This is a genomic window from Clostridioides sp. ES-S-0005-03 (genome assembly GCF_020658455.1).
GTDB lineage: Bacteria > Bacillota > Clostridia > Peptostreptococcales > Peptostreptococcaceae > Clostridioides.
In genome coordinates, this window is the sequence record NZ_JACVWI010000007.1 from 122387 (window position 1) to 134924 (window position 12538).

The window sequence follows — 12538 nt, forward strand, 5'->3', positions numbered from 1 at the left end:
TCTAAAAGGGCATCTTGGGAGGAGTATTTTATGAAAGATAAAGTTATTTATTATTTTACATCAACTGGAAATAGCCTAAGTGTAGCAGAGAGTATATCGAATAAAATAAATGCAAATATAATTAGAATATGTGAAACAACTGATGTAGATTGTAATAGTGATATGATAGGATTTGTATTTCCACTATATTTTTGGGGGTTACCTAATCTTGTTTCTAAATTTATATCAAATCTAAATATTAAAAGTGATAAACCATATATTTTTGCTGTAGTAACTTGTGGAGGCATGATAGGTGGAAGTGCGCTTCATGATGTGGATGCTTTATTGAAAGAGAAGGGTCATGGACTAAATCTAGGTTCAAGGATACAGATGGTTTCTAATTACATTTGTGAGTTTAAAATAAAAGATGATAAAAAAATTGATAATTTACTTAGAAAAGCAGAAATCAAGGTTAATGAAGTGTCAGAAGATATTGTAAATAAGAAAAGTAATAAAATTGGCAAAACAAATTTTATATACAAGAAGTTTTATAAAAAATATATTTCATCTTGTGCAAATCAAGATAGCCATTTTTCAGTTGAAGATACCTGTATAGAATGTGGTATTTGTTCAAAAGTATGTCCTGTAAATAATATAGACGTTGAAAAGGGGAGACCGAAGTTTTTACACAATTGTGAACATTGTTTAGCATGTGTACATTGGTGTCCTAAGCAAGCGATTCAATGGAAAGATGTAACTAAAAATAAAAAGAGATACCATAATCCAAATATAAAGTTGGAAGATATGATAAGTGAGAAAAGTAAAGATATTTAATAAAAAATGACTAATATTAATCAATTAGTAACTAAGAGTAGTTGGGATAATTACAATAATAAAAACCCCATAAATATTTTAAATAATTAATTTAAGGGGTTTTATAATTTTTTATTTTAAAATATTAAGTTCATATAAGTCTGTTCTTCTATGTTTAAGTAATGGTAATTGTTGTCTTATGTCAGGAATTAAATCTCTATCAATATCAGCATAGATAATGCATTCCTTTTCATCAGCCTGAGCTATAATTTTTCCCCAAGGGTCTGAAATTCTTGAATTACCAAAAGCTATGTAAGAAGCATCTTTATTTCGAGCAGGTGCAGCACCAACATAAAATATCTGATTATCTAAAGCACGCATTCTGATAGATAATTCCCAATGTGCAGGTCCAGTTGTCATATTGAATGCTGCTGGCAAGATAACGATTTCTGCACCTTCAAGAGCCATTAAACGTGATAATTCAGAGAAACGAATATCGTAGCAAATAGCAATACCCATCTTTCCATATTCAGTATCTATTATAGTAACATCATTTCCAGCAGTAAGAGTATCAGATTCTTTAAAGCTAACTTTTCCTGTAACTTCAATGTCAAATAAGTGCATTTTGCGATGTTTTCCAATTAAAGTTCCATTTTTATCAAATACATAACAAGTATTATAGATTTTGCTATCTTCTAACTCTGGAATACTACCAGAAATTAGATAAATACCATGTTTTTCGGCTAGTTTACTCAATGTATTTGTTGTTTCACCTGGATATTCTTCTGCAAATTTAGGAAAGTATTTATTTTCATATGGACAATTAAACATTTCCGGTAAAACCACAATTTTAGCCCCATTATTGGCAGCTTCTGTTACCATTTCTACAGCATGATTAATATTTTCAATCTTGTTTTCTGTAGTAATCATCTGACACACTGCAATTTTGTAGGAATTCATAAAAATTACTCCTTTCTATATTTTTATGTTATTATAACATATTAAATAAAAATTAGATATAAATACAAAATATGTAAGTTGAATATGTTATATAACCAAAGAGTACAAATTACTATAGATATATATTTTAATTTATACTCTTATAATTTATATCATATCAATATATTGACTTTTTTTACCTATGTTGATAGTATTATTTTAAAGACAATAAAATAATACTAGAGTTTTATAGGGTTCCGCAATTATTAATGATTGGTCTGGTCCAAGATAAAACCCACAACATAATTTTGTTGTGAACACGGAAGGATAAAAACCTGGGAGATATTTTATAATATTTCTCAGGTTATTTTATTGCTAAAAAAGAGATATATTATTTGAAAAGAGGGATGATTTATATGAAATGGTTATTTTTATTTATTGCAGGACTATTTGAAGTTTTTTGGGCATTTCAATTAAAAAATTCACATGGATTTTCTAAGTTGACTCCAAGTATACTTACTGTTGTTGGGATGATTGTTAGTTTTTATTTTTTATCATTGGCGCTTAAACATCTTCCGCTTGGAACGTCATATGCCATATGGACTGGAATTGGTACAGTTGGAACTGCTATTGTAGGAATTGCTCTTTTAAATGAACCAGTTAATATGGCTAGAATTTTATGTATAGGTCTTATTGTAGTGGGGATTGTAGGATTGAAATTATTATCTAGTAACTAATAAGTATGAATTAGGATAAATAGTAGGAGGTGATAGTTATAGAATATAGAAGCTAATTTATAGGAATTAAGTGCATCAGCAGAATAAAAGATGCTATAAAGTTAGAAATTATAAAATGTTGTAATAATACAATAAAAAAGCTATGAAATTAGAAATTATAAAATGTTTTAAAGTAATTGATATTTTATAGAATTTCTGATTCATAGCTTGTTTTTATTTATAAGTTTATTAGATTTGTATTTGAAAATTATATGTATATATTCTGTATAATTATTTTGCTAATAATAAAGCAGTTAAATCCATAGGGTCAACTATTACACCATCTTTATAAACACGCATATTTCCAGATGCTATCTCATCTATTAATATTACTTCATTATTGTAGAATCCAAATTCAAACTTAATATCATAAAGTTCAAGTCCTTTTTCAGCTATAGTATCACGAACTATGTTAGAAATTTTTTGAGTCATACTCTTCATTGAATCAAATTGAGCTTGAGTCATAATATTTAAAGCTTCTAAACCTTCAGATGTTATAAGTGGGTCACAACGGTCATCATCTTTTAAAGTTGCTTCTACATAACAGTCTAACTTAGCTCCTTCTTCAACACATGAACCATAACGACGTAAGAAACTACCAACAGCTCTATAACGACAAATAACTTCTAATCCATTACCAAAAACTTTTGCTGGTAACACTTCCATAGTTGCATCTTCTAAATTAGCACTTACATAATGAGTTTTAATTCCAGCATTGTTTAGAATTTCAAAGAACTTAACAGATGTTTCTAAATTAGCCTTACCAATTCCATCTATGCTTAGCCCTACAGTATTTTCACCTGGATCGAATACACCATCTTTGCCAGTTACATCATCCTTAAATTTAAGTAAGAAATTTCCATTATCTAATTCAAAAACATCTTTAGTCTTTCCTTGATACACTTTTTTCATAAACAACCTCCAAAATATTAAATTATTATATTGAATAAGGCATTAGTGTCAAAAAAGTTCTGGTATTCGTATAAAAATCTATATTGATGCCTTATATTTAATATTATATCACAAAAATAGAGAATTTTTCCGAACATTTTTATAAAAATAATAAAAAAAGTACATTTTATGAAAAATTTTAGAAAAGTACTCAGAAAGAAAGTGAGTGTCATTTGTATTAACACACATAAGTTTTTGTAGGAAAATTTTTTGACACACTTTGACACACATATAATAACAGTGTGATAAATGGCATGAAAACTATATTTACAAATGTTGGCATAAAAATTGCTCTATATATTTTACATAAAAAAGATGAGTATATATCTAAATAAAATAAACAATAGAGGTGGTTAATGTGAAGTCAGTTAAGTTCTATGGTGTAAGAGATACAAGAGTAGAGAATGCAGATATACCTAAAATATTAGAAAAAGATGATGTAATAGTTAAAGTAAAAGTTGCTGGTATATGTGGCTCTGATATATCAAAATACTCAAAGACAGGCCCTCATATGGTGGGAGAAATCTTAGGACATGAATTTTCAGGAGAAGTAGCAGAAGTTGGTATAGAAGTAAAAGATTTTAAAATAGGAGATAGAGTTGCTGTTTGTCCAGCTATGCCATGTTTTGAATGTGATGAATGTAAAAAAGGGTTGTATTCAAGATGTAATAATGTAGCAATAATAGGCAATAAAGAGCTTGGAGGATGTTTTGCTGAATATACAAAGGTAAAGGAAAGAAATTTGATAAAAATACCAGAAGAAATAAGTTATGAAACGGCTGCTGCTTTAGAACCAGTGTGTATAGCAGGGCATGGGCTTTTTAGGTCAGAAACTAAGGTAGGGGATACTGTTGTAGTACTTGGAACAGGACCAATAGGCTTATTTTCAATACAATGGGCAAAAATATTTGGTTCTACAAAAATAGTGGCTATAGATGTATTTGATGAGAAATTAGAATTAGCGAAGGAATTAGGAGCAGATATTTGTATAAATGCAAAAGAAAAAAATATTGTAGAAGAGATAAAAAAATTAACTAATGGAGCTGGAGCAGACATTGTCATTGAATCAGCAGGAACTCCAATGACATGTGGTCAGGTATTATTATTAGCCAAAAAAGGTGGGACAGTACTGTATGCAGGAGTACCATATGGAGATGTAGCTTTAAGCAGAGAACAATTTGAGAAGATAGTGAGAAGTGAGCTAACTGTGAAAGGAACTTGGTTTGGAAATTCATTTCCATTTCCAGGAAAAGAATGGAGTGCTGGCTTGTATCATATGCAAAAAGGTGACATGAATGTTGAGAAATTGGTGACACACAGAATAAACTTAGATGAAGTGCCAGATTATTTTGAAAAAATATACAAAAGAGACATTTTCTTTGGTAAGATAATGATTAATGTGGCTAATTAAGGTAGAGCAATAAAGATAGTAATTTATAATGTATATAAAAAAGTTAAGAGAGGTATGATTCATATGGCAGGAATAATTATAGCTGCACATGGGAATATGGCTAAAGCAATGTTAGAAAGTGCTGAATTAATAGTAGGGAAACAAGAAAAAGTAGAAACTTTAGGATTAAACCATGGTGACAGTATAGATGAGTTTAGTAGAAAATTAGAAAATGGAATTGAAAAATATAAAGATGAAGGTATTTTAGTATTACTTGATTTTTATGGAGGAACTCCTTTCAATACATCTGCTGTTATAATAAATAAATTTGCTAAGGAATGTGAATTAGAATGTTTAACAGGTGTAAATTTGCCTATGCTTTTAGAGCTGTTTTTAAACAGAGATACTATGAAGTTAAAAGATTTAAAAAATTTATGTGAAGAAGTTGGAGTTTCAGGAATTAAAGATGTAAAAGCAGCTTTAAATATATAAAATAAATTAAAATTTTGGAGGAATTATTATGAGCAATATAGCATTAACAAGAATTGATGATAGATTAATACATGGGCAAGTTATAACTGCTTGGTGTAAGATTACATCAGCAAAGAGGATAGTAATAGTAGATGATTTAGTTGTAAAAGACCCTTTTATAGTTCAAGTATTACAAATGGCAGCACCTTCAACTGTTAAGGTTGAAGTGCATGATATAGAATCAGGTGCTGAAGTTTTAAAATCATATGATGGAGATGAAAATTTAATAGTATTAGTTAAATATCCTAAAACTGTTTTAGGTCTAGTAAATAATGGAGTAGCTTTAAAAGAATTAAATGTTGGGGGTATGGGTGCTGGTCTTGGAAGAAAAAGTTTTTATAAGAATATATCAGTATCAGATGAAGAGAAAGAAATATTTAGGGAATTAATATCAAAGAATGTTAAGTGTTTTATACAAATAGTTCCAGATGCAAAGAAAATTGATGTAGGAACATTGTTGTAAGACCTATTTTGTAAATATTTAAAATTAAATAAGGAGGAAGAACATGCAAATTTCACTAATTCAAGCAGTTTTAATAGCAATTTTTTATTATCTTTCTTGGAGTCCATGGCTAACTTATGTTGGATTTTTTACATGGAATAGACCTTTATTAGCTGGATTTGTAACAGGAATTATACTAGGAGACCCAGTTCAAGGAGCAATTATAGGTGCAGGTATAAATATGATATATTTAGGATTCATATCAGCAGGAGGGGCTCAAATGGGAGACCCAGCTTTTGCAGGATATGTGGGGACTGCTTTAGCTATAGCATCTAATTTGGATGTAAGTACTGCAATGGCAATAGCTGTTCCATTAGGTACTGTTGCAACTGTACTTTGGATAGGTAAAATGACAGTCAATTCTTTTTTTGCACACTGGGCAGATAGAGAGGTTCAAAAAGGAAATATAGATAAAGTAGCATTTATAAATATAGTTCCACCTCAGATACTATTGTTTGTAATGAGTTTTATACCAGCATTATTAGTTGTTTATTTTGGACCAAATGCAATAGATGGAATGTTAGAAGTAATGAATGATAATGTGTTACATGTATTCAATGTAATTGGAGCTATGTTACCAGCGTTAGGAATTGCTATGAACTTAAAATTAATTGGAAATAAGTTTACTATGCCATTTTTCATATTAGGTATATTAATGGCTGTTTATTTTAAAGTAGATATAATAGTAATATCTGTTATTGGAGTAATACTTGCTCTTACAATTACTTCAATTAAGTATGGAAAAGATGGTGCGACATCTTAAATATATAAGAAAGGGGAAAAAATTATGTCAGATACAAAAAGTGAAGTAGCTAAGAAAACGTTAAGCAAAAAAGATGTGATAAAGTCATGGCTAAGATGGTTTTTCTTTGCACAATCCAACTACAATTATGAAAGATTACAATCAACAGCATTTTCACATTCAATGTTACCAGTACTTAAGAAGTTATATCCAGATAAAGAAGAGTTAAAGCAAGAAGTAGAAACTCACTTGGCATTTTTTAATACAGAGCCTATATGTGGATGTGTTATACATGGAATAACAATAGCTATGGAAGAAGAAAAAGCTAATGGTGCAGATGAAATAAGTGGTGATGGTATGAATGCCATAAAGACAGGTTTAATGGGACCATTGGCAGGCATTGGAGATACTTTAACTCAAGGAGTTATAACACCTATAGTATTAGCTGTTTGTATTGGTTTAACTGAGGGAGGAGCATCAATTGCAGGACCGATATTATTTGTATTGGCTCAATATATAATAATGACCTCAATTTCATTTGGAATGTGGACAAATGGATACAAGTATGGTAAAAAAGCTGTTGAAAGTATACTTCAGGGTGGAATAGTAAATAAAGTTATAGAAGGTGCTTCGATACTAGGGACTTTAGTTATGGGCGGACTAGTAGGTAGATTTATTAATTTATCTACACCAATAAGTTATACTAGTGGAGATTTTAAATTTAGTCTTCAGACAGATTTACTTGATAAGATATTTCCAGGGTTAATTCCTTTGGTACTTACTTTATTGGTACTCTTTGCTTTAAAGAAAGGTCTTTCTCCGATAAAAATAATGGGTATATTGATAGTGGTAGGTGCTATTACAGGTATATTAGGATTATTTTAAATAAATGCATATGATGTATTAATGAGGATTTTAGATAAATTGGCTATATCTATAAAATACAATAGTAATTAGGGTAAATTAGATTATTAATAGATTAAGATTTAAGCTTAGATAAGTCGTGTAGAATATATAATTTTGTAAAAGGTATCTCAAAATGATTTTTAAATCATAGGTGAGATACCTTTTTTATTTATGTATAAAATCTTATGGGATGGGATAAAAATATTAATTTTATATAGAAGAGTTATTTTGTAAGTTTCTGCTCTATATTAATATTTAGAGAGTAACAATTATATTTTAAAATTTTGCAGAGTTAATTATGTGTTTAAATTTATAGATTTAGTATTAAATCTTATCTGTACTCTATTTTATGTTGGTATTTAGTAATAATTGTAAACTTCCTGTAACATATATTTTATATAATTGAAACAATGGATATAATATGAAATATAATAAATTTAGGGATGTGAATATATGAATGTATTAATTGCTGATGATGAAGTGAGTATGATTAAGATACTTTGTGCTTATTTTAAAAAAGAAGGCTTCAATGTATTTACTGCAAAAAATGGGGAAGAGGCTTTAGATGTTTTTTATGAAAATAAAATAGATTTAGCAATACTGGATTGGATGATGCCAGTAATTGATGGAATAGAGGTTTGTAAAGAGATAAAGGAAAATAGTAACACAAAGGTACTTATGTTGACAGCTAAAAGTCAAAGCGAAGATGAAATCGAGGCACTCAATATAGGAGCAGATGAATATGTTAAAAAGCCATTTGACCCTAGAGTCTTAATAATAAGGGCTAAGAAATTGGTAAATTATAAAGATACAATTAATATAAGAGATTTAAAAATAGATTTTGAGTCAAATAAAGTTTTTAAAGGTAATGATGAACTACTATTGACTAAAAAAGAATTGGAATTAATGCATTGCTTAGTAAATAATAAAGGAATAGTTTTATCTAGAGAAAGACTTTTAGATTTAGTCTGGGGATTGGATTATGATGGAGATTTTAGAACAGTAGATACTCATATAAGAAGACTGAGAACAAAAGTAGGAGAAGATATAATAAAAACTTACAGAGGATTAGGGTATAGTCTGGAGGATTTTGATGACTAAACTAAATAAGAAGTTATCTATAAGTATATCAATAGTAGTTGTAGTTGTTTATATAATATCTATAGCTATAAATAGTATGTTTATTCATAGGTATTATTTACATGAAAAAAGAAATGTATTGAACAACATTGAAAATGAAATAAAACATAAGGATATGAATAAATTAAAGTCAAATATTGAATTAATTGAAGAAAAAAGTAATACAGCCATTGTATATGTAACATTAGATAAAAATTACAAAAATAAAAATAGTATAGATAAAATAAATCAAGATTTGCTAGACGCTTTTTGGAATAAAGGTTTGAGCTTAAATAAATTTTGGATTGAAGGAAGTGTTTTAAAAGATATTGACAATAAAAGTATTAATAAAATATATAATCAGGGAAAAACCAAATATAGTCTACTAGTAAAGTTTATGAAAAAGGATAATTATTTATTTGCTATATCTATACCAATAGAACATTCAGAAGAAACAATTGGTATAGTAAATAGATTTAATATAATAATGGGGATATTTTCAGTAATTATAATAACTATACTTACATTTATACTGTCAAACAGAATTATAAGACCTATGGAAAAGTTAAAGCTTTTATCGAAGGATATATCTGAGTTAAATTTTAGAACTGAGGCTATAAAAACGAATGATGAAATAGAGGAGTTAGCTTATAGCATAAATATAATGAGTGTGAAGCTTGAAAAGGCACACAATGAATTAAATAAAAGAAATGAAAATTTAAAATCTTTTATATCTGATGCATCTCATGAAATGAAAACTCCAATAGCACTTATAAAAGCATATGCTATAGGTATGAAAGATGGTTTGGATGATGGTACTTATACAGATACAATAATTGAACAGGCAGAAAATATGTCTAATACAATAAATACTCTTTTATATTGGGCTAAATATGAGAAAAAAGAAGTTAGTTTGTGTGAAGTAGATTTAAAGGAAAGATTGCTTAAGAATTTAAAAAATTATGAATTATTGATATCTAAGGATAATATAAGTGTTAAATGCGATATAGAAGATAAAAATCTTATAATAAATTCTGATAAAGATAGTATAGACATGGTACTTAATAATTTGATTAGTAATGCAATAAAGTATACTAGTGATAATGAGATAGAGATTAATCTTTTTAGAGATAAGGATAAGATTATTTTATCTATAAAAAATGGAATAGATTATGATAGAGAAGATGATATTGATGATATTGATGATATATGGAAGCCTTTTTATGTCTTAGAGAAGTCAAGAAGTAAAGAACTTTCAGGTACTGGTCTTGGTCTTACAATAGTTAAGACTATACTTGAAGAAAATAATTTTAGATATAAGGTTGAAATTTGTGATGGAAAGATAGAATTTTATATTATCTTTATATAAGCTTTATACTATTTTTATATTGTCTCGTAAAAATACAACAAAATAAAATATAAATATAAAAAATAATTTAAAAAATATCAAATTAATTTGTTTTTCATATGGATAAAATTGGTTATTTAATATATAATCATAATAAGCATAAATAATGAAATTTATTTATAAAACAAGTAGCACTTTTAATTCTAAGAGCTACTTTTTTTTACATAAAACCTACTATTTTACAACAATTCATTAACATAAAAATCAAACTCACCTTAAAATTAAAATTTACTAATTTTTCAATCAATTAGAAAATCTACGCATTCCTTTATAATAACTATAATATAAGAAAATAATAAATAAATTATATATTAATTATAAAATCATTATAGTTAGAAAACCTCTTTAAAATTAGTCTTTAAGTATCCCTTAGAATTAAAACGGGAACAAAACGAAACAATTAGGTACTACTAATGGACAAGGGGGAAATATAATGAAAATACCAAAGAAGATTGCTGCTATGCTTACAGTTACTATGATAGCTGGAAGTTCTACAGCAGGTATAGCTAGTGCACAAACAGTAGCAACAAATTTAACAGGACAAGAGAGATATGAAACTGCTGTAAAAATAAGCCAAGATGGATGGAAAAATGCTGATGAGGTAGTAATAGTAAATGATTCATCTATAGCAGATGCTCTATCCGCAACACCATTTGCAAAGGCAAAAAATGCTCCTATACTTTTAACAGGTAAAGATAAATTAAATGATAAGACAAAAGCAGAGTTACAAAGACTAAAAGCTAAGAAAGTATATCTAATAGGTGGGACTTCTGTACTAAGTGCAAATATAGAAAAACAAATAAAAGATTTAAAAATATCTTTTGAAAGAATATCTGGTGCAGAGAGATACCAAACATCTTTAGAGTTGGCAAAGAGATTAGATGCAGTAAGTGATGTTAAAAAAATAGCTGTAGTTAATGGTGAAAAAGGGCTTGCAGATGCAGTAAGTGTGGGTGCTCCAGCTGCGCAAAATAATATGCCAGTAATACTTGCTGACTCTAAAAATGGAACAGCAGTTGCAGATAAATTTATAAAAGATGCAGGAATAACTCAATCTTATGTAATAGGTGGGGAAAGTTCAGTTTCTGAAGCTGTAAAAAATAAACTACCAAATAGTACAAGATTAGGTGGAACAGATAGAAATGATACAAATGCAAAAGTAGTAAAAGAATTCTATAAAAAGACAGATTTAAAAAATGCATATGTAACTAAAGACGGTATGGCTAAACAAGACCAACTTATAGATGCTTTAGCAGTAGGTGTATTAGGTGCTAAAAATCAATCACCAGTAGTTTTAGTTGGAAAAAATCTATCAGCTTCACAAAAAACTTTAGTTAACTCTAAGAGTTTTGATAAAATAACTAAGGTTGGCGGAAATGGTAATGAAACAGCATTTAATGAAATTAAATCATTACAAGAAGTAAGTACATCTGAAGCTAAAACAATTGCTGAATTAAAGTCAGCTGTAGATAAAGCAACTGCTAATGATGTTATAAACTTTAAACCAACTAGTGAAGTTAAAGAAGCATTTACAATACAAACTGACAAAGCAGTAACAGTGAATTTAAATGGTACATATACAAAGACTGTAACTATCAACATGCCTAATGGGGATGTAAACAACTATGCGAAAGTAGATGATGTAGTTATAGATGATGTTAAAGACGGAACTTTCGTTAACTATGGAAAAATAACTAATTTAAAAGTTAATGATAAAAATGGAGCTAAGATAGAAAATAATTCAAAAGGTGAGATTGGTAGTTTAACAGTAGCATCTGGAGCAAGTCAAATAAAAGTAACTAATGGTGGTAAGATAACTACAGTTACAAATAATTCTAAAGGTACTACTATAGATAATAAGGGTACAATAAGTACTGTTAAGGGAGACAATTCTCCATCTATAAGTGGAAATAATCCAAGTTCTAACTCATCAGGAGGAAGTTCTTCAAGTGGAGGTTCTTCAGGGGGAAGTAGTGGAGGAAGTTCTTCATCAAAAGTAGGTCAAATAAAATTTAACGCAACAGATAAACAAATAAAAATAGGTTCAGATAATAAAACTGTAGATTTATCAGATAATACATATGTATTAAAGTTAACAAATGGAACAGTAAAAGATGGAGATATAAAAGCTAATGTTGAAGTAACTGGATTACCAGCGGGATTAAGTTATACAGCAATAGGAAATAAATCAGAAAATACAGTAACAATTACAGTATCAGGGACAGCAGAACAAGTTGTGCAAGATGATTTAAATAATGTAAGTGTATTAGTTAAAGCAGGTGCAGTGTCTGGAACAGGAGCTACAGATTCAATTGCAAATACAACATTTGAAGTGAAAAAATATGTAGCATCAGTAGTAGGTGAATTAACTTTTGATGCAACAGATAAACAAATAAAAATGACATCAGGTGATGAAACAGTAGATCCATCAGATAACACATATGTACTAACACTAACAAAAGGAACAGTAAAAGATGGAGAT

The 12538-nt window shown here is 28.6% G+C and carries 12 protein-coding genes and 1 riboswitch; of the genes, 10 read left to right on the forward strand and 2 right to left on the reverse strand.

Going from position 1 to position 12538, the window contains the following annotated elements; translation table 11 throughout:
* Positions 1-30 precede the first annotated feature (30 nt).
* On the forward strand, positions 31-813 hold the full coding sequence (locus IC218_RS18425) for an EFR1 family ferrodoxin (protein ID WP_227825135.1): 783 nt from the start codon (positions 31-33) through the stop codon (positions 811-813).
* A gap of 111 nt (positions 814-924) precedes the next feature.
* Here IC218_RS18425 and IC218_RS18430 read toward each other — a convergent pair whose 3' ends face one another.
* A complete protein-coding gene (locus IC218_RS18430; RefSeq protein WP_227825136.1) occupies positions 925-1752 on the reverse strand; it encodes a carbon-nitrogen hydrolase family protein in 828 nt (275 codons plus the stop codon).
* A 217-nt stretch (positions 1753-1969) separates the two neighbouring features.
* A riboswitch (guanidine-I (ykkC/yxkD leader) is annotated at positions 1970-2075 on the forward strand.
* A gap of 72 nt (positions 2076-2147) precedes the next feature.
* On the opposite strand from IC218_RS18430, the gene sugE reads away from it, so the two are divergent.
* Positions 2148-2468: a quaternary ammonium compound efflux SMR transporter SugE gene (sugE, locus tag IC218_RS18435; protein ID WP_227435269.1), complete on the forward strand. Its 321-nt coding sequence runs from the start codon at positions 2148-2150 to the stop codon at positions 2466-2468.
* Positions 2469-2738: 270 nt separating this feature from the next.
* Here sugE and IC218_RS18440 read toward each other — a convergent pair whose 3' ends face one another.
* Entirely contained in the window at positions 2739-3419 is a 681-nt protein-coding gene (locus IC218_RS18440; protein WP_227435267.1) for a phosphoribosylaminoimidazolesuccinocarboxamide synthase, read from the reverse strand.
* A gap of 397 nt (positions 3420-3816) precedes the next feature.
* Between IC218_RS18440 and IC218_RS22330 the strand changes: the two genes are divergently transcribed.
* From IC218_RS22330 to IC218_RS18480, 8 genes are all read left to right on the forward strand, one after another.
* Positions 3817-4869 carry a galactitol-1-phosphate 5-dehydrogenase gene (locus tag IC218_RS22330; protein ID WP_227483342.1) on the forward strand — a complete coding sequence of 351 codons (1053 nt, stop codon included), beginning with the start codon at positions 3817-3819 and terminating at the stop codon, positions 4867-4869.
* 54 nt (positions 4870-4923) lie between these two features.
* The gene (locus IC218_RS18450; RefSeq protein ID WP_413926642.1) at positions 4924-5340 is read left to right on the forward strand and encodes a PTS sugar transporter subunit IIA; all 417 of its coding nucleotides are present in this window, start codon (positions 4924-4926) and stop codon (positions 5338-5340) included.
* A gap of 28 nt (positions 5341-5368) precedes the next feature.
* On the forward strand, positions 5369-5842 hold the full coding sequence (locus tag IC218_RS18455) for a PTS system mannose/fructose/N-acetylgalactosamine-transporter subunit IIB (RefSeq protein WP_227825138.1): 474 nt from the start codon (positions 5369-5371) through the stop codon (positions 5840-5842).
* Between the two features lie 43 nt (positions 5843-5885).
* Positions 5886-6644 carry a PTS mannose/fructose/sorbose/N-acetylgalactosamine transporter subunit IIC gene (locus IC218_RS18460; RefSeq protein WP_227435258.1) on the forward strand — a complete coding sequence of 253 codons (759 nt, stop codon included), beginning with the start codon at positions 5886-5888 and terminating at the stop codon, positions 6642-6644.
* Between the two features lie 24 nt (positions 6645-6668).
* Entirely contained in the window at positions 6669-7508 is an 840-nt protein-coding gene (locus IC218_RS18465; RefSeq protein WP_227435256.1) for a PTS system mannose/fructose/sorbose family transporter subunit IID, read from the forward strand.
* A 474-nt stretch (positions 7509-7982) separates the two neighbouring features.
* Complete coding sequence (locus tag IC218_RS18470; RefSeq protein ID WP_227483339.1) at positions 7983-8630, forward strand: response regulator transcription factor; 648 nt, start codon at positions 7983-7985, stop codon at positions 8628-8630.
* Complete coding sequence (locus tag IC218_RS18475; RefSeq protein WP_227825139.1) at positions 8623-10017, forward strand: sensor histidine kinase; 1395 nt, start codon at positions 8623-8625, stop codon at positions 10015-10017. The genes IC218_RS18470 and IC218_RS18475 overlap by 8 nt, the downstream gene beginning before the upstream one ends.
* Positions 10018-10489: 472 nt before the next feature.
* On the forward strand, positions 10490-12538 hold a 2049-nt coding region (locus IC218_RS18480; protein WP_227825140.1), incomplete at its 3' end, for a cell wall-binding repeat-containing protein.